This window comes from Vibrio sp. Isolate24 (assembly GCF_022398215.1).
In the GTDB taxonomy this organism is placed as follows: domain Bacteria; phylum Pseudomonadota; class Gammaproteobacteria; order Enterobacterales; family Vibrionaceae; genus Vibrio; species Vibrio coralliilyticus_A.
The window spans coordinates 49,174-74,710 of sequence record NZ_JAKEUU010000011.1; the positions used below are offsets into that span (position 1 = coordinate 49,174).

27 protein-coding genes and 1 pseudogene are annotated in these 25,537 nt (G+C 45.7%); 12 read left to right on the plus strand and 16 right to left on the minus strand.

The window, feature by feature from the left end; all coding sequences use genetic code 11:
- Nucleotides 1–4: 4 nt before the first annotated feature.
- Nucleotides 5–631, minus strand: a complete 627-nt coding sequence (locus L1D23_RS20985) for a flavin prenyltransferase UbiX (RefSeq protein ID WP_239871373.1) — start codon at nt 629–631, stop codon at nt 5–7.
- Nucleotides 632–645: 14 nt separating this feature from the next.
- Nucleotides 646–1,998: a UDP-N-acetylmuramate:L-alanyl-gamma-D-glutamyl-meso-diaminopimelate ligase gene (gene mpl, locus L1D23_RS20990; RefSeq protein ID WP_239871376.1), complete on the minus strand. Its 1,353-nt coding sequence runs from the start codon at nt 1,996–1,998 to the stop codon at nt 646–648.
- 315 nt (nt 1,999–2,313) lie between these two features.
- On the opposite strand from mpl, the gene fbp reads away from it, so the two are divergent.
- Complete coding sequence (gene fbp, locus L1D23_RS20995; RefSeq protein WP_239871379.1) at nt 2,314–3,327, plus strand: class 1 fructose-bisphosphatase; 1,014 nt, start codon at nt 2,314–2,316, stop codon at nt 3,325–3,327.
- Between the two features lie 156 nt (nt 3,328–3,483).
- The gene (gene ppa, locus L1D23_RS21000; protein ID WP_038509400.1) at nt 3,484–4,011 is read left to right on the plus strand and encodes an inorganic diphosphatase; all 528 of its coding nucleotides are present in this window, start codon (nt 3,484–3,486) and stop codon (nt 4,009–4,011) included.
- Between the two features lie 30 nt (nt 4,012–4,041).
- On the opposite strand, the gene L1D23_RS21005 is transcribed toward ppa, so the two are convergent.
- From L1D23_RS21005 to L1D23_RS21020, 4 genes are read right to left on the minus strand one after another with little or no spacing between them, the layout of a single operon-like run.
- The gene (locus L1D23_RS21005; RefSeq protein ID WP_239871382.1) at nt 4,042–4,392 is read right to left on the minus strand and encodes a DUF2799 domain-containing protein; all 351 of its coding nucleotides are present in this window, start codon (nt 4,390–4,392) and stop codon (nt 4,042–4,044) included.
- A 31-nt stretch (nt 4,393–4,423) separates the two neighbouring features.
- A complete protein-coding gene (locus L1D23_RS21010; RefSeq protein ID WP_239871384.1) occupies nt 4,424–4,771 on the minus strand; it encodes a gamma-glutamylcyclotransferase in 348 nt (115 codons plus the stop codon).
- A gap of 20 nt (nt 4,772–4,791) precedes the next feature.
- On the minus strand, nt 4,792–8,553 hold the full coding sequence (locus L1D23_RS21015; RefSeq protein ID WP_239871387.1) for a translocation/assembly module TamB domain-containing protein: 3,762 nt from the start codon (nt 8,551–8,553) through the stop codon (nt 4,792–4,794).
- Entirely contained in the window at nt 8,550–10,259 is a 1,710-nt protein-coding gene (locus tag L1D23_RS21020) for an autotransporter assembly complex family protein (protein WP_239871390.1), read from the minus strand. Before L1D23_RS21020 ends, L1D23_RS21015 begins: the two co-directional genes overlap by 4 nt.
- Nucleotides 10,260–10,378: 119 nt before the next feature.
- Between L1D23_RS21020 and msrA the strand changes: the two genes are divergently transcribed.
- On the plus strand, nt 10,379–11,008 hold the full coding sequence (gene msrA / locus L1D23_RS21025) for a peptide-methionine (S)-S-oxide reductase MsrA (RefSeq protein ID WP_239871393.1): 630 nt from the start codon (nt 10,379–10,381) through the stop codon (nt 11,006–11,008).
- Between the two features lie 45 nt (nt 11,009–11,053).
- Here the strand turns inward: msrA and L1D23_RS21030 are convergent, their stop codons facing one another.
- Entirely contained in the window at nt 11,054–11,254 is a 201-nt protein-coding gene (locus L1D23_RS21030) for a DUF1107 domain-containing protein (RefSeq protein ID WP_239835089.1), read from the minus strand.
- A gap of 208 nt (nt 11,255–11,462) precedes the next feature.
- Here L1D23_RS21030 and L1D23_RS21035 point away from each other — a divergent pair, with 208 nt between their 5' ends.
- The 7 genes from L1D23_RS21035 to L1D23_RS21065 all read left to right on the plus strand — a co-directional run bounded on the left by L1D23_RS21035 (nt 11,463) and on the right by L1D23_RS21065 (nt 16,910).
- Nucleotides 11,463–12,014, plus strand: a complete 552-nt coding sequence (locus L1D23_RS21035) for a YtfJ family protein (RefSeq protein ID WP_239871395.1) — start codon at nt 11,463–11,465, stop codon at nt 12,012–12,014.
- A gap of 74 nt (nt 12,015–12,088) precedes the next feature.
- The gene (locus tag L1D23_RS21040) at nt 12,089–12,388 is read left to right on the plus strand and encodes a DUF2607 family protein (protein ID WP_239871398.1); all 300 of its coding nucleotides are present in this window, start codon (nt 12,089–12,091) and stop codon (nt 12,386–12,388) included.
- A gap of 76 nt (nt 12,389–12,464) precedes the next feature.
- Complete coding sequence (locus tag L1D23_RS21045; RefSeq protein ID WP_239871401.1) at nt 12,465–13,190, plus strand: DUF2796 domain-containing protein; 726 nt, start codon at nt 12,465–12,467, stop codon at nt 13,188–13,190.
- 56 nt (nt 13,191–13,246) lie between these two features.
- Complete coding sequence (locus L1D23_RS21050) at nt 13,247–13,954, plus strand: ABC transporter ATP-binding protein (protein ID WP_239871404.1); 708 nt, start codon at nt 13,247–13,249, stop codon at nt 13,952–13,954.
- Complete coding sequence (locus L1D23_RS21055; RefSeq protein ID WP_239871407.1) at nt 13,951–15,210, plus strand: ABC transporter permease; 1,260 nt, start codon at nt 13,951–13,953, stop codon at nt 15,208–15,210. The genes L1D23_RS21050 and L1D23_RS21055 overlap by 4 nt, the downstream gene beginning before the upstream one ends.
- 2 nt (nt 15,211–15,212) lie before the next feature.
- Nucleotides 15,213–15,710: a DUF3299 domain-containing protein gene (locus L1D23_RS21060; protein ID WP_239871408.1), complete on the plus strand. Its 498-nt coding sequence runs from the start codon at nt 15,213–15,215 to the stop codon at nt 15,708–15,710.
- A 303-nt stretch (nt 15,711–16,013) separates the two neighbouring features.
- Nucleotides 16,014–16,910: a TIGR03899 family protein gene (locus L1D23_RS21065; RefSeq protein WP_239835082.1), complete on the plus strand. Its 897-nt coding sequence runs from the start codon at nt 16,014–16,016 to the stop codon at nt 16,908–16,910.
- Between the two features lie 92 nt (nt 16,911–17,002).
- Here the strand turns inward: L1D23_RS21065 and pgi are convergent, their stop codons facing one another.
- Nucleotides 17,003–18,655, minus strand: coding sequence for a glucose-6-phosphate isomerase (gene pgi, locus L1D23_RS21070; protein WP_239871411.1), 1,653 nt, complete (start codon nt 18,653–18,655; stop codon nt 17,003–17,005).
- Nucleotides 18,656–18,931: 276 nt separating this feature from the next.
- On the opposite strand from pgi, the gene L1D23_RS21075 reads away from it, so the two are divergent.
- On the plus strand, nt 18,932–19,354 hold the full coding sequence (locus L1D23_RS21075) for a secondary thiamine-phosphate synthase enzyme YjbQ (RefSeq protein ID WP_239871414.1): 423 nt from the start codon (nt 18,932–18,934) through the stop codon (nt 19,352–19,354).
- A 42-nt stretch (nt 19,355–19,396) separates the two neighbouring features.
- Here L1D23_RS21075 and alr read toward each other — a convergent pair whose 3' ends face one another.
- Nucleotides 19,397–20,485 (minus strand): alanine racemase, encoded by a 1,089-nt coding sequence (gene alr, locus L1D23_RS21080; protein WP_239871417.1) that lies wholly within the window; start codon nt 20,483–20,485, stop codon nt 19,397–19,399.
- A gap of 3 nt (nt 20,486–20,488) precedes the next feature.
- Nucleotides 20,489–21,901 carry a replicative DNA helicase gene (locus L1D23_RS21085; RefSeq protein WP_239835079.1) on the minus strand — a complete coding sequence of 471 codons (1,413 nt, stop codon included), beginning with the start codon at nt 21,899–21,901 and terminating at the stop codon, nt 20,489–20,491.
- Nucleotides 21,902–22,075: 174 nt separating this feature from the next.
- Here L1D23_RS21085 and L1D23_RS21090 point away from each other — a divergent pair, with 174 nt between their 5' ends.
- Complete coding sequence (locus L1D23_RS21090; RefSeq protein ID WP_239871420.1) at nt 22,076–22,840, plus strand: DUF481 domain-containing protein; 765 nt, start codon at nt 22,076–22,078, stop codon at nt 22,838–22,840.
- A 65-nt stretch (nt 22,841–22,905) separates the two neighbouring features.
- Here the strand turns inward: L1D23_RS21090 and rplI are convergent, their stop codons facing one another.
- The 6 genes and pseudogenes from rplI to tuf all read right to left on the minus strand — a co-directional run.
- On the minus strand, nt 22,906–23,358 hold the full coding sequence (gene rplI, locus L1D23_RS21095) for a 50S ribosomal protein L9 (RefSeq protein WP_239835077.1): 453 nt from the start codon (nt 23,356–23,358) through the stop codon (nt 22,906–22,908).
- Between the two features lie 32 nt (nt 23,359–23,390).
- The gene (gene rpsR, locus L1D23_RS21100) at nt 23,391–23,618 is read right to left on the minus strand and encodes a 30S ribosomal protein S18 (protein ID WP_000090472.1); all 228 of its coding nucleotides are present in this window, start codon (nt 23,616–23,618) and stop codon (nt 23,391–23,393) included.
- 104 nt (nt 23,619–23,722) lie between these two features.
- Nucleotides 23,723–24,103, minus strand: a complete 381-nt coding sequence (gene rpsF / locus L1D23_RS21105) for a 30S ribosomal protein S6 (protein WP_004747103.1) — start codon at nt 24,101–24,103, stop codon at nt 23,723–23,725.
- Between the two features lie 207 nt (nt 24,104–24,310).
- Nucleotides 24,311–24,793 carry a bacterioferritin gene (gene bfr, locus L1D23_RS21110; protein ID WP_239871423.1) on the minus strand — a complete coding sequence of 161 codons (483 nt, stop codon included), beginning with the start codon at nt 24,791–24,793 and terminating at the stop codon, nt 24,311–24,313.
- A gap of 75 nt (nt 24,794–24,868) precedes the next feature.
- Nucleotides 24,869–25,057: a (2Fe-2S)-binding protein gene (locus L1D23_RS21115; RefSeq protein WP_239835075.1), complete on the minus strand. Its 189-nt coding sequence runs from the start codon at nt 25,055–25,057 to the stop codon at nt 24,869–24,871.
- Between the two features lie 343 nt (nt 25,058–25,400).
- A pseudogene (tuf, locus tag L1D23_RS21120) lies at nt 25,401–25,537 on the minus strand (elongation factor Tu); the annotation flags it as partial.

The window sequence follows — 25,537 nt, forward strand, 5'->3', positions numbered from 1 at the left end:
AGAGTTATACACGCTGGTCATATCCCCAACGCGGGACAAGCCCCTGTTCAACATTAAGATGATCGAGAATTCTCGCCACCATAAAGTCGACCAGATCATCAATAGACTTAGGTTGATGGTAGAAGCCCGGAGCCGCAGGCATAATGGTAACGCCCATCTGCGACAACTTATGCATATTCTCTAGATGCAACGTAGAGAACGGTGTTTCACGCACGACCAGCAGCAACTGACCGCGCTCTTTGATCACCACATCGGCCGCACGCTCAATAAGATTATCAGACATACCATGTGCGATGGCAGCGACACTGCCTGCAGAGCAAGGACACACGACCATCTGTTTCGGTGCTGCGGACCCAGAAGCCACTGGAGAGAACCAGTCGTCTTTGCCGTACACGAGCAGCTTTTCGGCATCACAGTTTAAATGCGTCACTAGCGCCTGTTGAGCCAAATCAGGGTTGGCAGGTAGCTTCAAATTATGCTCGGTCGCTAACACAACCCGAGCTGCCGAAGAAATCAGTAGGTGCACTTGATAGCCCGCAGCTAACAGGCATTCAAGTAGTCTTAGTCCATAGGGCGCACCGGAAGCCCCTGTAAAAGCGAGTGTTATCGCTTTGTGTTTCTCTTGCTTCATACCGTTACATTCATCTATTCGGCAAGTTTCGCCAGAATTTTATCGTGGATACCTTCAAACCCACCATTGCTCATCACCAGAATTTGATCGCCCGGTTGAGCCTGTTCTGCCATCATCTGGACTAACGCATCAACACTGTCTGACGCATAAGCCGACTGCTGACATTGCTGGGCAATGTCCTCGACAGACCATTCAATATTATCTGGTTGATAAAGGAAGACCACGTCAGCCTGAGCAAGGGACGCAGCCAATGTTTCTTTGTGCACACCACGTTTCATCGTCGCACTACGAGGTTCAAGTACTGCAAGAATACGTTGTTGGCCAACCTTATTACGCAATCCACCCAGAGTAAGTTCAATCGCCGTAGGGTGATGAGCGAAGTCATCGTAAACCGTAACCTGATTCACCTCACCTTTTAGCTCAAGTCGACGTTTGGTATTGATGAATTTCGCCAGCGACTGGCAGGCTAAATCCGGAGTAACACCCACGTGACGAGCCGCGGCGATGGCCATCAAGGCGTTATCGACGTTATGATCGCCCACCAGATCCCACTTCACAGTACCGACGGCTTCACCTTGGAAAAAAACTGTGAATATTGAACCATCGGCGACTTGTTTCTCCGCTAGCCAGTCACCTTGTTCGCCGCTGAACTCCGTTTCGCTCCAGCAGCCACGCTGTAATACATCGGCAATTGCTGAATCGCCTTGCGGGGCAAGGATTCGACCATTCCCCGGCACGGTTCTGACTAAGTGATGGAATTGGCGCTTGATCGCTTCCAGATCATCGAAGATATCCGCATGATCAAACTCCAAATTGTTCATGACTAACGTGCGAGGATGGTAATGCACGAACTTAGAACGCTTATCGAAAAAAGCACTGTCGTATTCGTCGGCTTCAACGACAAAAAACATACTTTCGCCCAAACGTGCTGAAACCCCAAAGTTGCCCAGCACCCCACCAACAAGGAAGCCAGGTTGATAGCCACAGTCTTCCAAAATCCACGCCAGCATGCTGGAAGTTGTGGTTTTACCATGGGTTCCTGAGACAGCCAACACCCAGCGGTCATGGAGAAGAAACTCCTGCAGCCACTGTGGGCCTGAGGTGTATCTCAGGTTACTGTTGAGTACGTGCTCGACACAGGGGTTGCCTCGACTCATCGCATTTCCGATCACAACCAGATCAGGTGCTGGGTCAAGCTGAGAAGGGTTAAAGCCTTCAATGATTTCAATACCTTGAGACTCCAGCAATGTACTCATTGGTGGATAAACGTTGGCGTCACTGCCCGTCACTTTGTGACCTAATTGACGAGCTAAAATTGCAGCACCTCCCATAAATGTGCCACAAATTCCCAAGATATGAATATGCATAAACAACCTTCTCCAAGGCGAAAACTGAGCTGACATTATGGCGATTATACGCAGAAAAGCGAACTACTTTGCTCACTGTTTTTACGTCACACGAGCGCAAATGATTACGTGTTATGCTCGTTCTCGTTATAGGATTGCATCAAATAGGGCGATGAAAACCTTAATTAGGTCGACAAATAAAACGAGATCTCAGTCAGTTAGTTCATTACCAATAAAAAGATCTAACTCTTAGACTAGAGCGTAGGCGAAATCTAAGATCCGTCAGAGGTCATCAACGCCAATCCCCCTATATTGAAGCGACTTAAAGGAAAAATCATGTCTGGAATGCGCACCCTTGGCGAGTTCATTGTTGAGAAACAAGCGGACTTCCCCCACGCTAGCGGTGATCTATCATCCCTACTTTCTTCTATCCGACTTGCTGCAAAAATCGTTAACCGCGAAATCAACGCAGCTGGTCTTGGTGACATTACCGGTGCAGTCGGTACTGAGAACGTACAGGGTGAAGACCAGCAAAAGCTGGATGTTTACGCGAATGAAAAGTTTAAAGCAGCGCTAGAAGCCCGTGATCAGGTTTGTGGTGTTGCCAGTGAAGAAGAAGACGAAGCTGTTGCGTTCAATAAAGAGCTGAACAAAAACGCGAAATACGTGGTTCTGATGGATCCGCTAGATGGGTCTTCAAACATCGATGTTAACGTGTCAGTTGGCACCATCTTCTCAATTTACCGTCGCGTGTCGCCTATCGGCACCCCACCAACAGAAGAAGACTTCCTTCAACCAGGCCACAAGCAGGTCGCTGCAGGTTACGTCATTTACGGCTCTTCAACGATGTTGGTGTACACAACTGGTAAAGGCGTGAATGGCTTTACCTACGATCCATCTCTGGGCACATTCTGCTTGTCTCATGAAAACATGATGATTCCTCAAGATGGTACGATTTACTCAATCAACGAGGGTAACTACATCCGCTTCCCTATGGGTGTGAAGAAGTACATCAAATACTGCCAGGAAAATGAGCCGAGCGAGCAACGTCCTTACACGTCACGCTATATCGGTTCACTGGTTGCGGATTTCCATCGCAACCTGCTTAAAGGCGGTATCTACCTCTACCCAAGTACACAAAGCCATCCAAACGGTAAGCTGCGTTTGCTATACGAATGCAACCCAATGGCTTATATCATTGAGCAAGCTGGCGGTGTAGCGTCTGATGGTAAAACTCGTATCATGGACCTCAAACCAACCGAACTGCACCAACGTGTGCCTTTCTTTGTTGGCTCAAAAAACATGGTCAAAAAAGTGGAAGAGTTCTTAGAGCAACACCCTGAAGATTAAATATAAAGGCGCTTTCGAGCGCCTTTTTCACATTTTCTTGAGCAAAATCTCGCCTTAGTTGGTTTACATAAAACCGAGTTTAGCAGTAAGGTATTCCGGTCTTATATTCAGCCCGTGTGCCTCATTGAGGTACAAACTAAAAAAGGAACTTTCTTAATGAGTTTAAACAACGTACCAGCAGGTAAGTCTCTTCCTGATGACCTCTATGTCGTGATTGAAATCCCAGCTAACGCTGATCCAATCAAATATGAAGTAGACAAAGATTCAGGTGCTGTGTTCGTCGACCGCTTTATGTCTGCACCTATGTTCTACCCATGTAACTATGGTTACGTAAACCACACTCTGTCTCTAGACGGTGATCCGGTAGACGTTCTGGTTCCAACACCACATCCTCTGATGCCTGGTTCAGTGATCCGCTGCCGTCCAGTCGGTGTTCTAAAGATGACCGATGAGTCTGGTGAAGATGCAAAAGTAGTGGCGGTACCACACACTAAGCTGTCAAAAGAATACGATCACATCCAAGACGTAAACGACCTGCCTGAGCTACTAAAAGCGCAGATCACGCATTTCTTTGAACGTTACAAAGAGCTTGAGTCTGGCAAGTGGGTAAAAGTCGACGGTTGGGAAGACGTAGAGTCAGCTCGTAAAGAGATTCTTGAGTCTTACGAACGCGCACAGAAATAATAAAAAAGAGCCAGCAATGCTGGCTCTTTTTTAACTACGTGAACGAGAGTCTGCTAAGCTTCTACCTGCCTCAAATTTCATTCGAAAGAACTTATCCACATCGTCACATATTCCAAAATAAGATTGCTTTCGTGACCCTAATGCATAAGGGTTTTGCTGACAATATGCGGTTTTCCCTGTTTCGTAACCTCTGAGATAGACAGAATAAAGTTCCTGAGACAAAACATGATTTTGTGAAAGCTCATGTTTTGATTGAACTTTGTATCCACTTAGTGCCCGTTGTTCACCATAACTTAGCCAGTCGCCTTCTGAAGTGGACGAAGGGAGCGGAACGGCACATCCAACAAGAAAACTTGCTAATAGTAAAACTCTAATAATCATTGTCATTCTCCTGGTTGCACATTGCATGAACTCATACCCTCTGGCACCAATCACCTGATGAAATAATGGTATCGAGCTTACTGCTGTCTTGATACAAGTATATCCAAGCTTCACCAAAAGGAGTCTCAATCTGCTCACGGCGATACTCGACTGGCACATCTTCCAGCTTATCTACCTTGGCCAATGTCTCATCATCAACCAGGTACACTTCACCCAGTATTGAGTTATGACCTTCAATCACTGCCGGATACGGTCCAAGATCGTATAACGCGTAGTTAGGAAGTGTTTCAAAATGCCCCAAGCATTGGGTTCCGATCAGATAATCGTGGTTGCTCTCCCCTTGACGTAGGGTTCCATACACAAAGAGTAAATGCTGCATCCTGCCACCTAACTTTCCGATTAATTAAACTCAAACTGATACAGTAGATCGACAGCACTATCCAGACCTGACACAGCCTCAACGTACAAATCCTGCATCAAACGATAGCGCACCGTAAACTCACCCACAGAGTCAAAAATACCAACACCGTATTTGACTTGTAGGCCCGGTAGCACATAGCCACTCACGGTCACTTGAGAATCATCACCAGATCCTGCGGTATCCAACTGAAGATCCTGAACACCAAAGGCTTCTCCGATTTCTCCAACCACGTGACCACTTTGCGCTAGACTCAACCCAATCAAAGTCGTCGTCATAGAGTTTCCTCCAGACTCCCCGTCTATATTCTGACCACGTAACAAATAAGATAGCGCATTAGCTTGTGGCATAGCGGGTTCAGAGAAGATAGTGACGGTCGGTTCGTCAGCTGGGCCTGTAACTCGCACTCCTGCCGTCACCTCATCCTGAGTGTTATCAGGGTTACGTATGGCGGTAATTTGCACATAAGGCTGATCCACTGGACCATTCATGAGAATCTTCCCTTGTTTGATCAACAAGTCTTGACCAAAAGATCGATAAGAACCATCCACAATGTTCACTTCACCGGTCACAAATGGTCCCTGATCGCGTTGTGCAACATTGAGATTACCCGATAACCCGCCTTCCAAGCCAAAAGCGGACAGCTTGAAATCATCACCAATATTGATGTTGACATTGGTTTGAATACTGAATGGAACACTTGTCGTTTCATCTTCGGGTTGTAACTGCTCATTCAAGAGCACTTGATCTTTAGACACCCCGATCGCGCTTGGTGGTAACTCTTCAACCACAATTCGCCCCCAAGGCAAAGAAATATCACCATCGATACGAGCTTGTTGAGGTGAAGCGGAAATCGTCATATCCGGCACAACTTTGATTTTTACCATCGGCGGCACATCCACCAATAGCTCTTCAGCAAAAACACGCACATTGGTCTGCCAATCTTCAAGATCTTGCCAGTCAGCATCACCCGCGATTTCCAACTTGCCATCCGGGGTATTAATCGCTGCGGCTAAGGTCGCATCATAGCCAGAGAAATTAACCACCAGCTTACCCGAATCAATTTCGACCGGCGTAATCTCACCTTTAAGCAAAATATCATCGACCACAAACTGGCCATTAACGCGAGGTTGCATCATTGGGCCTGAGAAGGTTAATTCTGTCTGAATATTGGATTTCATCTTGCTGTAGCCCCCAAGCAGTGGAGCAAGAAAATCCACGTTAAACGTCGTTAAACCCAGCTTACCGTCGAGCAGTTTGTCTTTTGCTAACACATCAGGGATCCTAACTTCCCCTGAAATGTCACCATTGTCCGTTACATCCAATAGCCAATCCGCCTGTAGCTTATTGTCTACTAGGTGAGCATTGAGCTTGAATGACTCCCAACCTAGCTTTACAGGTTGCTTGTTAGTCTGAGCCAACGAGCCTTTTGGCATCTCCACATCAAGTATCACCTCAGGTGCAGTGTCAGGATTCCACTTCGCGATGGCTGCTGCGTTAACGGCGCCTTGTAGATTAATTTCCTGTGGGATAAAAGTTTTGATCTGTTCAAAATCGAAGTGTTTAATTGAGAAGTGCGCTTCTCCACTCTTGCCTGCCGTTAAATCTTGATCGAGACAGACTGAAGAACCGGATTGCAACCAGCAATGGGCAGCAACGAAAGCTTGTTGTGAATCCATCAGCAATTCTATTGGTGTCGGCTGCGCCAAGGTCCATGTTCCCTGTTCCGAAGTCAGTGACATGCTCTCTAACGCCCCTTTCCATGCAAGCTCAGGCGTATCTTGAAGCGCACCTTGAATCGCAAGTTTCGTCGAAGCAAGATTTGAATCAACATCCAATGTCAGCGTATGTTGCTTCTGCTCCCCATCAAAATTCAACGCAATAGTATCGATCAAATAGTCTTGATACTGAGTATTAGCGACTTGAAGTTTGAGTTCTCCTGACGGCAAAGGTAACGGAGAGATCTGCCCTTTCAGCGCCACGCTTTGCACACTCACTTCCTGCTGCCATTTTATCGCTTTCGCCTTGAGGTTAATGCCAACTTGGGGCTGATCTAATTGGCCGGTCAGCTTGATCTTACCTTGTGCGCTGCCTTTCAAGTCGGGGATCGACTTAGCGATATCCAAAAAGTCTACCGCCACCTGCATGTTCAACTCTCGGTCTATATCCCCTTTAGCTATGAGGTGATTAGGACCATGGGACAAAACAAGGCGAGGTGTACTGAGTTTGATGTCTCCACTACTAGCGCGATCTGATGCTGACAACGCACCTTCAATGTTAAGTGGGTAATCACGTAAGATACCATCGATATCCAAAGTAGGTAGTTCCACCTGCCAGCCACCTTGCTCAGTTAATGAACCTGACGTCGATAGCTGACCGCTGATTTTCCCTTCCGCCTGCTGCCACTGGAGGCCAGGCTGAATATCGACCAATGATATGTCCGCTGCCCAATTAATCGGAGCTTGCCAATTCGCCATCACCGTACCACTCACCTCTCCACCTAAAGTTTGTATAGAGAGGGACTGAAGATCGATTTGGTTCAAATCCCCGTTGCCGCGCAAAGTCAGGTCAGCATCAGGCAATTGCTTACCTTTCAGAGCCGAATCGAGTTCAACACTGTAGCCGCTTAGCGAGCCTTGTGTATGCAAGTTGCGTATTGTGGCATAATAATCACCTTGACCTTTCAACGGCCATTGAAGGTCGCCATCACTCAAAGTCAGTTCAAAAGGAAATTCAGCCTTCAGTGGCTGCAGTGCTGCTTCAAGATGTGCCTTCGCTAAACCGCCAAAGTCTGCCTTTAACTCCAAGTCAGCAACACTTCCCGTCGCATGCAGTTTGACTGTCTGTCCATCCGCTATCTCCTGCTTCACTTTGGCATTCAGTTCCAGATCCAACGGATAGTCATCTGCTAAGGTCACCGTTGTACTCAGCACACCTTCGACTTCAGGCATATCCAACTCAAGAGTATCAACCTGAACTTGGGAGCTGGCCGCACTTGCCTCCAACCCCAAATGGTGCACGACTACAGGAGTGGGTTGTCGCAGCTCAAAATCATTCACATCTAGTCGCACTACATCAATTTGCAGCGGTAAGGTAATGTTTGGTAAGGCTATCGGTGTGTTAGCATCCGCAGAAGGACTTGCAGCAGGGGCTGGTTCACTGGCCTCACTTGGCGCCAGTGCGACGCGAATGGAGTCTAGCGCCGTTTTGTTGATTCGTAGACGATTGCCCTGAAACGTTAATCCAGTCGTGAAAGACTGCCAGTTGATCTGATTACCTAGAATATCCAGAGATATGTCGGTTAAGGCGACGCGTTTGACTTTAATTGGCAGCGGCGCTGTCACTAGACCACTTTCTTCAGCCACAGATTCATCTGGCGTTGCGTTGCTCTGCGGTAATTCCGGCATCTCAAATTTAAGGCCATCTACAGCGAGTTCATCGACACAAACGCTGGGCTCTGTCAGACAAGTAGCATTAACTGCCAACGTGATTGAGCGAGCCTGCACATCGACGTTAAGTGAGTCGTCTTTAAACACAACACCATTAAGCGTAAAGCGCGGGAAAATCGCTCCTGAATGGGACTCGACTTTCAACTGAGGCACAAACTTTTCTGCACCCCAGAGCGCTAATTTAAGACCCGGAGTTGTAAACAGTACTACTGCTAAGGCGATGGCAATCGCCACCAATAAGCTGATTAAAGAGATAGATAGCCACTTAGACCATTTAAACACTACCTTGGTCATAACTCAGGCCCTAATGTGAAGTGGATTTTGAATTCATCACCCGGCGTCGCATCTAACCCCCATGCAAAATCGAGACGAATAGGACCGACGGGCGATGCCCAACGGACACCAAAACCGGTCCCGCGTTTAAAGTCAGGTTGGTCATTGAACGCATCACCATAATCATAAAAAAGCGCACCCCACCATTTACCATAAAAACGATACTGATATTCGAGAGAAGAAGTGGCGATGTACTTTGCGCCCGTTAATGCGCCACTGCTATCTTGAGGAGAGATAGACTCGTAACCATAACCACGTAAATTGTTATCACCACCGGCAAAGAAACGCAGTGATGGCGATAACTTATCAAACTCATCCGCGAAGTTAGCACCGCCGTCTAAGCGCAAAAGGCCACGATGATTACGCCCTAAACTTCGAATCCATGTGGTTCCTGCTTGAAGCCGAATCACTCTAGTCTCAGACAGCAAGCTATCATCGCCAAACTCCAACGTCATGGTTTGACTATCTCCCCAACGAGGCATCGCTCCACCACGAATACGACTCCGGCTGAACGTCACCCCAGGTAACACAAACTGCCCTGAGTCATCTTGTAAGCCCTGCTCATAATTTTCCAGCAAGTAACGTACAAATAAAGTCCTGTGCCAGCCATTATCTAATAGCCAATGACGCTCAACAGCCAAGTTCGATTCCAAGCTTTTGGTGTTACGGTTGTCGACATTTTTCATACCGTAGCTGACTTGATAATACTCATTGAGTGCATCTTCAAGTGGAATTCGGTAACCGGCAGTAATCGTTTGTTCTGGCCCAGAAAGTGAGAAGCTGCTGTCAAAGCTGTGCCCTCGGGCATTTACCCAAGGCTTTTTCCATTTTAAAGAGCCTTTTACTCCAACATCTGTGGAGTAGCCTAAGCCCGTTTCAATTTTGTTCTTAGCCTGTGGTGCCAGAGACACTTTCACTGGTAGTTCCCGACCTTTTCCAAGCATGGATAAATCGGGCTCCACAAACACCGAAGAAAACCAATCCGTATTCGAAAGGTTTTGGTTGAACTCACCTACTTGAGAAACCTGATATGGGTCACCTTGTTTGAATGGTGCCAACGAGCCAACACGGTCTTCTTCAATTTGGCTGCCAGAAATGATCTTCTCACCAAAGGCATAACGAATCCCACTATCGAAATGTAAACGTATGAACGCTTCATTCAAATCAGGAGATACCTCCAGTCGACTCATGGTGTAGTCACCTTCGAAGTAGCCTTTTTGCAAAGCGAGGTTGCGAATACCAGATTTGAGACCGTCATACAAACTGTGGTTAAGAACTTCCCCTTCATGAATACCGCTTTTACGAATCAGAGCCTTAAATGAACGATCATCACTAGCTTCGCCCGTTAGCTGTATATCCACTTCTTTAATCAGTACAGGAGAACCAGGAGTGATGACCACCACCAATTCACTTCCCTCGTCTTCCACACGAAAAGAAAAATCTGGGTGGTAATAACCAAGCGCATTGAGGGCTTCGGTGAGGCTCTTTTCAAGGCGAGCTTGAAAGCGTAGGCTGGTGTTGTAATCTTCCTCAGGGATAGAAGACAGATAAGCGTCAACATTCGTCTCCAACTCACCAGATAAACCTTCAACGGACAAATCCACGGTCTGAGCAAAAGCAGGTAAACCGCTAGCAAGGAGAATGACTGGTAATGACTTTCTTATCATGGTTTATTTACTACCTAAAAATCTTAACGGAATAATAACGCCACTCAAAAAATAAGTCTGTACGAAAACAGTCAATTAGGTGGTCTACTCTCAAGATTGTTAATGTAAGGATATTTTCTATGCTCGACAAACAAACTATGATCACCGCTCAGCAGGCACTACCAGGCCGTGATCAAGCCCTTCCCCTTGATGATTCACATTTTGTTAATCAATCCAGTTTGACCGCAAAGCCTGCCAAGGGTTGCGAAGAAATGTTGTTTGGCATGGGGTGTTTTTGGGGGGCTGAGCGCCTGTTCTGGCAACTTGATGGCGTAGTTAGCACCTCTGTAGGATACGCAGGCGGTTTTACGCCTAACCCTACCTACGAAGAAGTGTGTTCAGGCCAGACAGGTCACACAGAAGTAGTGCGGATTGTCTTTGATCCTACTGTCATCAGCCTAAAACAACTATTGCAGATTTTCTGGGAGCACCACAACCCAACCCAAGGTATGCGCCAAGGCAACGACTTAGGCACACAATATCGTTCTGCCATTTACGTTTATAGCGATGAACAATATCAGGCAGCGATACAATCAAGAGACGAGTATCAAGCGTTACTCGGACAGGAAACCTCATCCATTACCACCGAAATCTTGCCTGCTGGTCGATATTATTATGCGGAAAGCTACCACCAGCAATATTTGGCCAAGAACCCGAATGGGTATTGTGGGTTGGGGGGAACGGGGGTTTGTTTTCCACCGGAAAGTTAAGGTATACAAAGTAAAAGTCGCCCAATTGGGCGACTTTTTATTTTCCTACACAGGTAACAGGGTAATGGCCTGATTGATTTCCTTAAAGGTATTCATTTTCTTTTTATCTTTAATATCCGGCATTAAGACTTTGCCGTTATCAAATCGGAACTCACCGACCCCTGAAATAACAAACTTTCCTTTGAATAAGGTTTTGACAAAACGTGCCACCTGACGTGGACGATATTTTGTAAACTCGCGTAGCATAACCACCTCATATCCATTTGCGATTCGAACCTATCCTTGGTTCCACCTTTCCTCCTGAAAGGCTTACAACACATCATACACATTAATAGTGTCACCACAAGCAGCAGGATCACAATTAACAAACAAAAAATTAACATTTGGCGTTTTACTCAGCAATAGAGAAAATTTCGTTATATACTTTTTCCGCTTACTAAAAAGGAAGAAAACAATGAAAAACAAGACTCTATTAGCTTTAGCAATAGCATGCTCTCCCATGTTTGCTCTGGCACATAATCTCTCTGTAGGTCAGCCAGTGCCGAGCATTGAAGTGACGAATTACGGTGAGATTATGGTCAAGGACAACGATACAAACTATCAATCATGGTCCTCTCAGGACATGTTGGGGAAAGTTCGTGTCATTCAAGCGATTGCCGGTCGCAGTAGCTCAAAAGAGCTCAATGCTCCACTAATGGCCGCGATTACTGCCGCTAAATTTCCAGAAGACAGCTACCAAACCACGACAATCATCAATCAGGATGATGCTATTTGGGGCACAGGATCGTTCGTCAAGTCCTCAGCCGAAGACAGCAAAAAAGAGTTTCCTTGGTCTTCAATGGTGCTTGATGAAGATGGCGTTGTCGCGAGTGCTTGGCAGCTAGCAGAAGAATCATCAGCCATCATAGTTCAGGACAAACAAGGTCACGTCTTGTTTGTTAAAGAAGGCGCACTCAACGAAGATGAAGTTCAACAAGTTCTGACCCTAATTAAAGATAATATCTAATCTCATTTGATCTTAGCGTTTCAATAAGAGTTGTTATAACATAACAGCTCTTTTTTCGTATTGAACAAAACGCTGTGACTTCTATTCATTCCCATCGCATCAGATACTTAACCCTTCATGCTCTATGTGGCATTGGGCTGATGCTGTGGATGAGTTTCGCCTACATCGACCATCAATACGAGCTCTCGTCAGCTCATCATGATGAACATCACTGCCAGCTATTCTCATGCGCACAACACGGCATGAGTCAATCATCTCTGACACTAATCGACACTTCATTACCTGATAGATTCGTCATTCAGGATGATTACCACTTCTACCAGCGACCAGCCTTTGCCTATCAAGCTCGCTCACCACCTGTAAGACTGATTTAGTTCACTCAAACTTTATACGTGCTGTTTTACCACTACAGCCATAGATTTTTATGATGACACTTTATTAGGATTCACAATGAACTCAATGACAAAAACTGCCACATTGGTTGCTCTTGCACTAAGTACCACTGCTTTCGCTGACGAAGGCTTTCGTCAACACGAAGCTCACGTACATGGACACGTTGAACTGAACATCGCTCAAGATGGTAAAGAACTGTTAATGGAAATTACCGCTCCTGGCGCTGATGTTGTGGGCTTTGAACATGCTCCAAAAACAGCAGAGCAAGAAAAAGCCCTTAAAGAGGCCGTCACTCGCCTAGAGAAAGCAGACTCAATTTTTACTCTTGCATCAGCAGCAGGTTGTAAAGTTGAACATCAGTCAGTCACACATACACTAGGTGCTGACGACCACGACCACGACCACGACCACGACCACGACCACGACCACGACCACGAAAAGCATGACGGACATCATGATGAACACAAGCATCACGATAGCCATGACGAGCATCATGATGAGCACAAGCATCACGATAGTCATGAAGGTCACGAAGGTCACGAAGGTCACGAAGGTCACGAAGGTCACGAAGGTCACGAACACCATGATGAACATAAAGGTGGCCATGGCGAATTTACTGTGGAATACCACTTCGAATGTGACGATATTAACGCGCTCTCTTCCATCGATACGCAATGGTTTAACGCTTTCCCAACCACAGAGTCGATCAGCGTGAACCTACTGACAGATAAAGTGCAAACAGCACTTGAATTGTCTTCAGGCAACACTAAGATTTCGTTTTAATCACTCTCTAAGTCTGATGGCCTAAGCCATCAGACTTTTTCGTTCAGGTTATGCCGATGGTAGAAAATAGAAGCAACAGCGTTGTCGAGCTGGAGCAGGTCACCTTTACCTGGCCCGGAAATCCAACGCCAACACTCAATATCAATCAACTTAGTATCACTGCAGGAGAACATCTCTTCATCAAAGGACCTAGCGGCTGCGGTAAATCGACTTTACTGGGCTTGCTCACGGGGATTAATACAGCCAGCAGTGGCCAGTTACAGGTTCTTGGCCAAGACCTTAACCAGATGAAAGGTAGCCAGCGCGACAAGTTCCGTGCCGACCACATTGGCTATATATTTCAACAGTTCAACTTGTTGCCCTATCTCAACGTGATTGAAAACGTCATCTTACCCTGCCAGTTTTCCGCACAACGCAAATCACAGGTCGATACATCGCTAGTTGAAGACGCGACTCGGCTGCTGGAAAAACTTCATCTACCTGCACATTTGCTGGATAAGCCTGTCGTGGAACTGAGTATTGGTCAGCAACAGCGTGTCGCAGCCGCTCGAGCTCTGATTGGCAAACCAGCCCTAATCATCGCCGACGAACCGACTTCTTCGCTCGACTACGACAACCGCACCGCGTTTATTGAGTTGCTGCTTGAGCAGGTGAATCAAGCTCAATCAACTCTACTGTTTGTCAGTCATGACCCAACATTGGAAAGTTTGTTCGACAGAACATTAAACTTAAACGAATTGAATCAGGTAGGAGTGACACCATGACCCCAACATTCATGCTTGCCTGGAAAAGTGTTCGTAATCGTCGTGTCACCGCCATTCTGACCATATTAACCGTCGCAATTTCGGTCATCCTACTACTGGGTGTAGAAAGAATTCGTACCCAAGCCAAAAGCAGCTTTGCTAATACTCTCTCAGGGACTGACCTGATCGTCGGTGGACGCTCTGGTCAAGTAAACTTGCTGCTCTACTCAGTGTTTCGCATCGGTAACGCCACCAATAATATTGACTGGAAGAGTTATCAGGAATTCAGCAATCATCGTTCTGTGAAGTGGGCGATTCCTATATCTCTCGGAGACTCACACAAAGGTTTCCGCGTGATGGGCACCAATCACAGCTATTTTGAGCACTATCGCTATGGCAAAAAACAGAACATTGCCATCGCTGAGGGACGCGAATTTGACGGCTTGTTTGAGACCGTCATTGGTGCCGATGTCGCCCGCTCTCTTGGGTATGAGATAGGCACAGAAATCATTATTGCTCACGGTATCAGTGACGTTGGATTCAGTCGTCATGACAACCTGCCATTTAAGGTGGTCGGTATCTTGGCACCAACAGGCACCCCAGTAGACAAAACTGTTCATGTTTCTCTTGAAGCCATTGAAGCGATTCATGTGGGTTGGGAATCCGGTGCCCACTTGGGTAATACACCAAGCGCAGATCAGCTTGAAAAGCAAAACTTCCAACCAAAACAGATCACTGCCATGTTGCTTGGCCTAAACTCCAAAATTCAGACCTTTGCTCTGCAACGTCAAATTAACACCTACTCTAAGGAGCCCTTGAGCGCGATTCTTCCGGGTGTTGCCTTGCATGAATTGTGGGGAATGATGTCGGTGGCAGAGCAAGCTCTGATGGCCGTGTCTGTCTTTGTTGTTATTGCCGGTTTACTCGGTATGCTGTCGAGCTTACTGACCAGTCTCCAAGAGAGACGACGGGAAATGGCAATTCTGCGAGCCATGGGAGCGAGGCCTAGGCATGTACTGGCGCTACTGGTTATGGAAGCCAGTGCCTTAACCTTAGTCGGCTTAGCGGTTGGCGTTATAGGTTTATATGCCCTGTTAGCGACTATTGCTCCAGTAATTCAACAGCAATATGGGATACACATAGAGATGATAGCTTTATCCCATTATGAGTGGATGCTACTTGCAGCGGTACAGTTAGCAGGTACTGTAATCGGCTTTATTCCAGCGTTCCGCGCGTATAGACAATCTCTCAGCGACGGTATGACAATACGAGTTTAAATATGAAACAGATATTCTTAGCGCTCATGCTTGCCGTGAGCTTTGTAACCCCATCGCTGGCTAGTGCCAGTGAAGATATTCTCAAACTAGATTGGATAGATCTGATCCCAGAAAGTGAACGCCAGCAATTTGATTCTTCTGGTATGCCAGTAACGGATCACTCTGGTCAAGCTGCAAAGCAATCGCTAGTGGGTAAAGTACGCCAAGAGCTGAATGGCAGTAAGGTAAAAATACCTGGCTTTGTGATCCCCCTAGAAGGAGATGAGGATAAAGTCACGGAATTTCTGCTGGTTCCATACTTTGGTGCATGTATTCACGTTCCACCACCACCACCAAACCAAATCATATATGTGAAATTCCCTAAAGGAGCGCCAGTGCAGCAACTTTGGGATGTCATTTATGTGGTAGGAACATTAAAAACGGAAACCATCAACCATGAACTGGCTGAAACAGGCTACGTTTTAGAAGGCACCGCTATCGAAGAATACGATGACTACTAATATTATTTAACATAAAAGCAACCTGTTAATTATCCGCTTTTCTTTATATGTATCTAGAGAGATAAACCAAGACGGCTAGATAAACCAGAAACAATAGGGCAATTGACAGGTGCTTTTTCAGTTTACTCTCATTTAAAAACTTCATAAGCCCCTCAAAAACATCGATAACAATTTTAACAACTTATTATCATTTGGCATAGCGCCAATTTTCAAAGCTTGCTCACATAGTTCTTCTGGCGGCTAAACTGGTTAAGAGGTAAATTTAATAAGCATATTTAACACTTTGATGAGTAAGGAATTCACATGTCAGAGAAGCAAAAGCCAGTTGTCATTGAGCACGAGTCTAACGCTGAAGCTCGGCATGAGAAAAAAACCGCCTACATCAAAGACAGCGCTAGCCGAGTCATGAATATTGCTCAAACTCATGGCCTTGATGCCCTGTTACAAAAAGAGGCTCCGCAAAAGACTGCATTAGAGAGAGCGCTGATTCGAGAGCGCCGCTACAAAGAACAAAAGCAGAAAAACCTCGAACAAATTCTCAAGCTCGCTCACCTCTCCTGTAAAGACGAAACGGCGGGCGACCCAGATCATGACTGGCTTCATCGTTTCTTCTCTATGGCACAAGAAGTTCATAACGCATCGATGCAACGCTTATGGGCACAGGTGCTAAAGCGTGAAGTCACGAACCCTGGCTCCACTTCCATGAAAGCTTTGAAGGTACTACAGGATATGTCTCCCAAAGAAGCGCAAATACTGCAGCGTGCCGCTTCTCTTGCATGCAGCTTTGGAGGAGATACTAGTCGTAAACTATTAATTGGTTATCGAGCTCAGGGGGGAATTTTCAACTTTGGTAAGCGCAACATCACTGGCAACATCAATGTCGGTAACTTCCAGTTGCCTTACTCCAATCTGTTGGTGCTGTTTGAGTTAGGTTTGATGCACGGAACAGAGCTTGAGTCAGGCGAAATTGATCTCGACTCTCCCTTACCCCTAACATATCAAGGTAAACAGTTATCATTGCAAGCGCACAGCAAAGGTGTTCGACTACTCTATTACCGCTTCAGCCCTACGGGCAATGAGTTATGTAAGCTGCTTGGTAATAAACCCAATATGCAATACTACGATCAGATGGTCGCTTTGCTCAGCCAGAAATTCACCGCAAGTACCGACGTCAAGTCAACCATTGATACCACCGTATGATAAAGAGTTGCCTCGAGAGAGTATTAACTCCACTTATAAAAAACGCCAACCTTTCGGTTGGCGTCATCATCAGCTAACTAGGTTATATGCGATTACGCTTTGAAAGCCTTAAATGCATTAATCAAACCATTAGTCGAACTATCGTGTGAGCTGATTGCTGAATCATCCGCAAGTTCAGGCAAGATTTGGTTTGCTAGCTGCTTACCAAGCTCCACACCCCATTGGTCGAAGCTGAAGATATTCCAAATAACACCTTGTACAAAGATCTTGTGCTCGTACATAGCGATTAGGTTACCCAGTGTACGTGGTGTGATCTGTTTTACTAGGATTGAGTTAGTTGGGCGGTTACCTTCAAATACCTTGAATGGCGCAAGCGTTGCGGCTTCTTCTTCGCTCTTGCCTGCTTTAGCAAATTCGGCTTTCACTGTCTCTTCCTCTTTACCAAAAGCAAGCGCTTCAGTTTGGGCAAAGAAGTTAGACATCAATTTCTGGTGATGATCACCTGCTGGATTATGACTGATGGCAGGTGCAATAAAGTCACAAGGAATCAGCTTAGTACCTTGGTGAATCAACTGGTAGAACGCATGCTGACCGTTAGTACCAGGTTCACCCCATATAATTGGACCTGTTTGGTAAGTCACTGCGTTACCGTCACGATCAACGTACTTACCGTTCGATTCCATGTTGCCCTGTTGGAAGTAAGCAGCAAAACGGTGCATGTACTGATCGTATGGAAGAATCGCTTCAGACTCAGCGCCATGGAAGTTGTTGTACCAAAGACCCACTAGCGCAAGAATAACAGGAATGTTGTTCTCAAAATCCGCTGATGCAAAGTGGTTATCCATTTCATGAGCGCCATCAAGTAGCTCAATAAAGTTGTCGTAACCAACCGCTAGAGCAATTGAAAGACCGATTGCCGACCACAGAGAATAACGACCACCAACCCAGTCCCAGAACTCGAACATGTTGTCTGTGTCGATACCGAACTCAGACACTGCTGGAGCATTAGTTGAAAGCGCTGCAAAGTGTTTCGCTACGTGCGCTTCATCACCTGCAGATTCAAGGAACCAATCTCGTGCGCTATGTGCGTTGGTCATAGTTTCTTGAGTAGTAAACGTCTTAGAAGCAACTAGGAATAACGTGGTTTCTGGGTTTACTTTTTTAAGCGTCTCAACGATGTGAGTTCCATCAACGTTAGAAACGAAGTGTAGATTTAGGTGGTTTGTGTATGGCGCTAGTGCTTCAGTCACCATGTAAGGCCCAAGGTCAGAGCCACCAATACCAATGTTAACTACGTCCGTAATCGCTTTACCTGTATAGCCTTTCCACTCACCGCCGATAACGCGCTCGGTGAATGATTTCATTTTTTCTAGCACGGCATTGACCGCAGGCATGACATCTTCACCATCGACCATAACAGGCTTGTTGCTACGGTTACGCAGTGCGGTATGAAGTACTGCACGACCTTCTGTTTGGTTAATCGCTTCACCACTGAACATCGCTTCGATTGCTGCCTTTAACTCAGTTTCGTTGGCAAGTGCGAACAGGTGTTTCATGGTTTCTTCATTGATTAGGTTTTTAGAGTAATCAACAAGAATGTCGCTACCGAAACGGGTAGAGAACTTATCAAAACGTGCTGCATCTTGTGCAAATAGATCTTTGAGATCCATATCTTGTGCAGTTTCGAAGTGCGCGGTTAGCGCGTTCCAAGCTTGTGTTTGCGTTGGATTGATATTTTTCAACATGGTTACTATCCCGATGTTACAGTAGGTTTTATTCCATACAGCCTAGCGAAAACTGTGGAATCCCCGATTATGCAAAAATAGTTCGGTTCTGGCGTTGCAACAAGCAGCCAAAACTTTGTAATAAATTTTCAAGGTGCAATTATGAACCAGAGTGGCTGCACCATCATTGAGTTAAGTCACGTTAAATGATTAAGTGACACTCAAACCCTGACTTATATTGACTCTCACCATACCGACAAAGGTTAGGTTTGCCAAATAGATTATAAAGGATGCCATATGTGGTCTCAGAAGCGTATTCAATTGAGCGCAAGAAAGCGTGGGTTTCATCTCATCACCGATGAAATAGAACAACAAATCCCAGAAATCGGTCAGTTTTCTGTCGGAATATTACAGTTATTTATCCAACATACTTCCGCAAGCCTGACCATCAATGAAAATGCAGATCCAACAGTTCGTCATGATATGGAGAAACACTTTAATCACTATGTGCCTGAACGGGCTCCCTATTATAAGCATACCTATGAAGGTGATGATGATATGCCAGCCCATATCAAAGCTTCTACTTTAGGATGCAGTGTCATAATTCCCATTAGCAATGGGCGATTAGCATTAGGGACATGGCAGGGGATCTATCTTGGAGAGCACCGAGATTATGGCGGGAGCCGCACTCTTGTGGCGACAATACACGGTGAACGGTAAAAAGGCTGGCTTTTCGCCAGCCCACTATAAAAGACTCACTCTCTATGCCTTAGAATATTCCATCTCTACTCGTGAAGTGAGCTTGGTCACCAGCTCATAAGCAATGGTACCAATATGGCAAGCAACTTCCTCTGCTGGCAGGCTATCTCCCCAGAGGATAGCCTCATCTCCAACCATATCATGAGCCTCAGGGCCAAGATCTACCGTTAACATATCCATTGATACTCGACCCGCGATAGGCACTTTACGGCCATTGACTAAGACAGGGGTGCCATTAGGTGCCGCTCTTGGGTAACCATCACCGTAGCCAATAGCAATCACCCCTACTTTGGTATCTCGCTGACTCGTCCAAGTCCCACCATAACCAACACTCTCACCCGCTTTGACATCTCTTACCGCAATAAGATGTGATTTCAGAGTCATTACAGGTTGGTACCCCATCTGCTGGGCTGTTCTGTCATTGAATGGTGAGACACCATACATAATGATGCCTGGCCTTACCCAATCTAAGTGACTGTCTTGCCAAGCGAGCAAACCAGCAGAGGCGGCCAGAGAACGTTCACCTTCACACCCGTTGGTGAGTGATAAAAAGAGCTTGGTCTGCTCTGTAGTCGTGGTGTTATCCCACTCATCTGCGCAACCAAAATGACTCATGTAGCGTAAAGGTTTTGCCACATTGCGACACGCTTTCAGCCGGGTCACAAAATCGGTGTATTGCTCTGGCCTCACCCCTAATCGATGCATGCCGCTATCGACTTTAAGCCACACCACAACGGGTACTTCCAATTCAGCCTGTTCAAGCGCTTCAAGTTGCTCTTCACAGTGCACGACCGTTTGGATGTTATTGGTCACTAAAACAGGTAAATCACCCGATGAATAGAAGCCTTCTAGTAGTAGAATCGGTTTGACAACACCACATGCTCGTAGCTGCAAAGCTTCTTCTATTCGAGCAACACCAAAAGCATCGGCCCCATCGGCGTATTTGGCAATATGTCTCAGGCCATGACCATAACTATTGGCTTTCACCACAGCCATGATTTTGCTGTTTGGCGCTTGAGATTTTATCTGCTCTAAGTTGTGTTGTAGTGCGTCCAAATCGATAAAGGCAGTTGCCGCTTTCATATAACTCATGTGTTACTCTTCATCCACATCAAACGCCGGACCAGCGTAATTATCAAAGCGTGACCATTGGCCTTGGAAGGTCAGACGAACCGAACCAATCGGGCCATTACGCTGCTTACCAATAATGATTTCCGCTGTACCTTTCATCGGACTGTCAGGGTTATAGACTTCGTCACGGTAGATAAACATGATCAAGTCGGCATCCTGCTCGATAGAGCCCGACTCACGCAAGTCAGAGTTTACTGGTCGTTTGTCTGCACGCTGTTCCAAGGAGCGGTTTAACTGCGATAGTGCGACAACAGGCACATTCAATTCTTTGGCTAGAGCCTTTAGAGAGCGAGAAATTTCGGCAATTTCTAGCGTTCGGTTTTCGGTTAGTGAAGGTACACGCATGAGCTGCAGGTAATCGACCATGATCATGGAAAGACCACCATGATCACGAGCTATACGGCGTGCACGAGAGCGAACTTCAGTGGGAGTCAAACCCGAACTGTCATCGATGAAGATGTTTTTCTTCTCCATCAGCAAACCCATAGTCGATGAAATGCGCGCCCAATCCTCATCATCTAATTGGCCCGTTCGTATCTTGGTTTGATCCACGCGAGACAGTGACGCAAGAGAACGCATCATCAACTGTTCAGACGGCATCTCTAATGAGAAGACTAACACGGGTTTATCATGTGCCATCGCCGCATTCTCAACCAAGTTCATCGCAAAAGTAGTTTTACCCATCGATGGACGAGCTGCCACTATCACCAAGTCTGATCCTTGCAGGCCGGCCGTTTTCTTATTCAAATCGGTAAAGCCTGTCGTCACGCCTGTCACGCCATCTTGCGGTGACTTGTACAGCATTTCGATACGTTCAAGCGTTTTTTCAAGAATATTATCGACGTTTTGTGGGCCTTCGCTTTCGTTGGTGCGCGACTCAGCAATGGCAAACACCTTACTCTCTGCCATATCAAGCAGATCTTCCGATGTTCTCCCTTGAGGATCATAGCCCGCATCCGCAATTTCATTGGCAACGCCAATCAAATCACGGGTCAAAGCTCGCTCAGCAACAATATCTGCATAAGCATTAATGTTGGCCGCGCTCGGCGTATTCTTAACAAGGTCCGCAAGGTAAGCAAAGCCACCAACATCATCAAGCTGCTCACGCAGCTCAAGAAACTCCGATAAGGTGATGAGGTCAAGAGGCTGGCTGTCTTCTAAAATGGCTTGTGATGCTTCGAATATCAGACGGTGTGGTCGGCTGTAAAAGTCCTTCGCCACCACACGTTCTGCGACAGTATCCCAGCGCTCGTTATCCAGAAGTAAACCACCAATGACGGACTGCTCAGCTTCCAACGAATGCGGAGGAACCTTGATAGCATCAACTTGGGCGTCTACTGGTTTCTGATTACGATTGTCTGTTCTCTGATCTGCCATGTTTTTGCTCAACAACTTACTTATGACCGCCCATTATAGCCAGAATGAGCGGGATGTCTGTAATAAACAAGGGGTTTGAAAGCAACTCATGTAGAATTAACTTAGAACTGACGAAATTAGAGTGAATAGCCTCTACTATTCCTCACAATTTTCCCATTGTTAAAGAGGTTGTGAGTGGCGAAGCTTTGGCTCTTAAGTGCAGGCCTGCTGTGCAGTTCCGTAGCCTATGCGGATGAGACGGTACAAAGTCAAACGGATATTGAGATACCCTCCCCTTGGGATACCGAAGTTGAATTCGGTTATCAAGCACACACCGGAAACTCAGATTCGCGCTCTCTCAATTCTCGACTCAGTGCCGAGTATCTTTCTGGCCGCTACCGAACCAGTGGTGAATGGAAATATTATCTTCTATATAAAGATGGTGAGGAAGATAGACGTCAATCCACATATACAGCTCAGAGTGACTATAAACTAGGCCCTAAAACTTACCTATACGGTAGCTTCAAGGGCGTTGACTCTCGCTATAGTGCCTACTTTAAAGACTACACACTCTCAGGCGGTTTGGGTTATCAATTTTCCAATACCGATGTGTTTGTCCTTGAGCTGGAACTAGGTCCAGGTTTTCGTTATCAGGAACCCAATACCGATGAAATTGGCGACAACGACATTGTGTTTGAAGAGATCGTTCAAGAGGCGATTTTTCGAGGCAAGGTCAACTCAAGCTGGCAAGTTGTGAAAAATTTGAATGTGTCAGCGGGGCTGACATTAGTTGCAGGTGACAGTAATATCAGAGCCGATACGGATGTTAACGTCACCAATAACATCACCGATGACATTGCACTCAAGCTGGCTTATACACGCCAATACCATGACCGTGTACCAGAGGGGCTGAAAAAGGCCGATAGTATCTTTTCCGTCAATCTGCTCTTCTTGTTTTAATCCGAAATTCAGGTATAAAAAAAGCACCTCTAAGAGGTGCTTTTGAAATACATCTTGATACTGAATTACTCAGCAGCAACAACTTGTAGGTTAACTGTCGCGAAAACTTCAGAGTGAAGTTGAACGCTGATCTCGAACTCACCAGTGTTACGTAGTGCGCCTTCTGGAAGACGAACTTCGCTTTTAGCCACTTCAACACCAGCTGCAGTGATTGCATCAGCGATGTCGCGAGTACCGATAGAACCGAATAGTTTACCTTCGTCACCCGCTTTAGAAGCGATAACAACTGCTTCAAGAGCGTTAACTTTCTCAGCGCGCGCTTCTGCAGCTGCTAGTTGCTCAGCAACTTTAGCTTCTAGTTCAGCACGACGAGCTTCGAACATTTCAACGTTAGCTTTAGTTGCCATCACTGCCTTAGCCTGAGGGATAAGGAAGTTACGAGCGTAACCAGATTTAACGTTTACAGTGTCACCAAGACCACCTAGGTTACCGATTTTATCAAGTAGAATAACTTGCATTGCTTAATCCTCTTTCTTAATAAAACGACCGATTACTGATGCTTGTCAGTGTACGGTAGTAGAGCTAGGTAGCGAGAACGCTTGATAGCGCGAGCTAGTTGACGTTGATACTTAGCGCTTGTACCAGTGATACGGCTAGGAACAATTTTACCAGCTTCTGTGATGTAGTTTTTAAGAGTTGCTACGTCTTTGTAATCAATCTCTTGTACGCCTTCTGCAGTGAAACGGCAGAATTTACGACGACGGAAGAAACGAGCCATGGGCTATCTCCTGATCTTAAATTTGAAAAAAGTTGTCTGCCTAAATAAACACATTCGAGTAAACCCGTGAGTTATCTAGACTGAGTACTAATTCTGAGTAGTAATTACTCAGCAGCTGCTTCTGGCTTAGCTTCAGCACGCTCTTCGCGACGAGGAGCACGCTCTTCTTTCTGCTTAAGCATGATAGATTGCTCAGTGATAGCCGCTTTAGTACGCATGATCATGTTACGTAGAACTGCATCGTTGAAACGGAAAGCAGTTTCTAGCTCATCGATTACAGCTTGGTCAGCTTCAACGTTCATTAGAACGTAGTGAGCTTTGTGAAGCTTGTTGATTGGGTAAGCCAGTTGACGACGACCCCAGTCTTCTAGACGGTGGATAGTACCGCCAGCTTCAGTGATAGAACCAGTGTAACGCTCGATCATGCCAGCAACTTGCTCGCTTTGATCAGGGTGCACCATGAATACGATTTCGTAATGACGCATTGGTTGCTCCTTACGGATTATTCAGCTTCCACAATTGGCCCGGTCGTCCAGAGGAAGCAAGGAACTAAAGATAATTGACCGAGTTTTAAGGAGCACGAATAGTACAGAATGAATGCAATTTAAGCAAGAAAAATGTGATACGAGTGGTGGTAAGCTGGTAGGAATAGAGCAGCGTATCGCACGCTGCCCAGAGTTGTTCTAATCTGACTAGTCACCATCTTCATCAACATATTGAGCCTGCAAGTAATTTTGGATACCTGTCATGTCAATTAAACCAAGTTGCGTTTCAAGCCAGTCTACGTGTTCTTCTTCATCTTCCAATATATCTTGAAACAGATCTCTGGATACATAATCGTGTGTGTCTTCTGCGTAAGCGATGGCAGCTTTTAAATCAGGTATCGCAGCCATTTCTAACTTAAGGTCGCACTCCAGCATCTCTTTGGTATCTTCGCCGATCATGAGCTTGCCTAGATCTTGCAAGTTAGGGACGCCTTCAAGAAACAAAATACGTTCAATTAAATGATCCGCATGTTTCATTTCATCAATGGATTCGTGATATTCCTTATCCGCTAGATGCTTTAAGCCCCAGTCTTTATACATTCGTGCATGAAGGAAATATTGATTAATGGCAACTAGTTCATTGCCAAGGATTTTATTGAGATGTTGAATAATGATTGGATCGCCTTTCATGACAAAAACCTCCTCTTTGGCTCCAATTAAACTGTAGAACCAATTGAGAAGGTGTCAAAAAGCCACGAGACGGTTTCAGCTCGCTTTTTGGTACTGTACTACACCTGTTTCATTAAGGATTTCCTTCGCCATCTTGACACATTTGCCACATTGGCTACCAAGCGCGGTACATTTCTTTATGCCTCTGATATCAGTGATGCCTTCTTCTAAAGCTAACTTTTTGATTTTCTTATCAGAAATCCCATGACACAAACAAACGTACATAAATGAAAACCCGTAATACAACCTAAGAGAAAAATATAAACAATAATTGTTCTTATTACCAGTTGCGTTTTTGGGGATATTAAGACTGATTTGTTATATCAAAAATGGCAAAGAAGCGGTTCGAAACACTTACGCATTTAACCACAATAATGATGGTGATATTGAATTTGATAACTGTTTGTTTTAACGAGTAAAGAAAAGAGGAATTAGTGAATGGATGAAGTTATTAAGCAATTTTTTTTATAACCAAAAATCAAAAAAGAGAAGCCGAAGCTTCTCTTTTTCTAGATGCGCTTTCTTCATAAATGAAGAAAAGTGCAAGATTTCAATTAATTCCTAAGAATTAGTCGAAGATCTTAGCAACAACACCAGCACCTACTGTACGGCCACCTTCACGGATCGCGAAACGAAGACCTTCGTCCATTGCGATTGGTGCGATTAGCTCTACAGTCATCTTGATGTTATCGCCTGGCATTACCA

What these genes read in the sequence shown, in the direction of transcription:
- rplI (WP_239835077.1), bottom strand. Translation starts at nt 23,358, where the DNA reads ATGCAAGTTATTCTACTTGATAAAATCGGTAACCTAGGTGGTCTTGGT.
- L1D23_RS21010 (WP_239871384.1), bottom strand. Translation starts at nt 4,771, where the DNA reads ATGCAGCATTTACTCTTTGTGTATGGAACCCTACGTCAAGGGGAGAGC.
- L1D23_RS21050 (WP_239871404.1), top strand. Translation starts at nt 13,247, where the DNA reads ATGGTAGAAAATAGAAGCAACAGCGTTGTCGAGCTGGAGCAGGTCACC.
- fbp (WP_239871379.1), top strand. Translation starts at nt 2,314, where the DNA reads ATGTCTGGAATGCGCACCCTTGGCGAGTTCATTGTTGAGAAACAAGCG.
- L1D23_RS21035 (WP_239871395.1), top strand. Translation starts at nt 11,463, where the DNA reads ATGAAAAACAAGACTCTATTAGCTTTAGCAATAGCATGCTCTCCCATG.
- L1D23_RS21005 (WP_239871382.1), bottom strand. Translation starts at nt 4,392, where the DNA reads ATGATTATTAGAGTTTTACTATTAGCAAGTTTTCTTGTTGGATGTGCC.
- ppa (WP_038509400.1), top strand. Translation starts at nt 3,484, where the DNA reads ATGAGTTTAAACAACGTACCAGCAGGTAAGTCTCTTCCTGATGACCTC.
- L1D23_RS21030 (WP_239835089.1), bottom strand. Translation starts at nt 11,254, where the DNA reads ATGCTACGCGAGTTTACAAAATATCGTCCACGTCAGGTGGCACGTTTT.
- L1D23_RS21065 (WP_239835082.1), top strand. Translation starts at nt 16,014, where the DNA reads ATGTCAGAGAAGCAAAAGCCAGTTGTCATTGAGCACGAGTCTAACGCT.
- alr (WP_239871417.1), bottom strand. Translation starts at nt 20,485, where the DNA reads ATGAGTTATATGAAAGCGGCAACTGCCTTTATCGATTTGGACGCACTA.
- L1D23_RS21020 (WP_239871390.1), bottom strand. Translation starts at nt 10,259, where the DNA reads ATGATAAGAAAGTCATTACCAGTCATTCTCCTTGCTAGCGGTTTACCT.
- L1D23_RS21085 (WP_239835079.1), bottom strand. Translation starts at nt 21,901, where the DNA reads ATGGCAGATCAGAGAACAGACAATCGTAATCAGAAACCAGTAGACGCC.
- msrA (WP_239871393.1), top strand. Translation starts at nt 10,379, where the DNA reads ATGCTCGACAAACAAACTATGATCACCGCTCAGCAGGCACTACCAGGC.
- L1D23_RS21045 (WP_239871401.1), top strand. Translation starts at nt 12,465, where the DNA reads ATGAACTCAATGACAAAAACTGCCACATTGGTTGCTCTTGCACTAAGT.
- L1D23_RS21015 (WP_239871387.1), bottom strand. Translation starts at nt 8,553, where the DNA reads ATGACCAAGGTAGTGTTTAAATGGTCTAAGTGGCTATCTATCTCTTTA.
- bfr (WP_239871423.1), bottom strand. Translation starts at nt 24,793, where the DNA reads ATGAAAGGCGATCCAATCATTATTCAACATCTCAATAAAATCCTTGGC.
- rpsF (WP_004747103.1), bottom strand. Translation starts at nt 24,103, where the DNA reads ATGCGTCATTACGAAATCGTATTCATGGTGCACCCTGATCAAAGCGAG.
- L1D23_RS21075 (WP_239871414.1), top strand. Translation starts at nt 18,932, where the DNA reads ATGTGGTCTCAGAAGCGTATTCAATTGAGCGCAAGAAAGCGTGGGTTT.
- L1D23_RS21055 (WP_239871407.1), top strand. Translation starts at nt 13,951, where the DNA reads ATGACCCCAACATTCATGCTTGCCTGGAAAAGTGTTCGTAATCGTCGT.
- L1D23_RS21115 (WP_239835075.1), bottom strand. Translation starts at nt 25,057, where the DNA reads ATGTACGTTTGTTTGTGTCATGGGATTTCTGATAAGAAAATCAAAAAG.
- L1D23_RS20985 (WP_239871373.1), bottom strand. Translation starts at nt 631, where the DNA reads ATGAAGCAAGAGAAACACAAAGCGATAACACTCGCTTTTACAGGGGCT.
- rpsR (WP_000090472.1), bottom strand. Translation starts at nt 23,618, where the DNA reads ATGGCTCGTTTCTTCCGTCGTCGTAAATTCTGCCGTTTCACTGCAGAA.
- pgi (WP_239871411.1), bottom strand. Translation starts at nt 18,655, where the DNA reads ATGTTGAAAAATATCAATCCAACGCAAACACAAGCTTGGAACGCGCTA.
- mpl (WP_239871376.1), bottom strand. Translation starts at nt 1,998, where the DNA reads ATGCATATTCATATCTTGGGAATTTGTGGCACATTTATGGGAGGTGCT.
- L1D23_RS21060 (WP_239871408.1), top strand. Translation starts at nt 15,213, where the DNA reads ATGAAACAGATATTCTTAGCGCTCATGCTTGCCGTGAGCTTTGTAACC.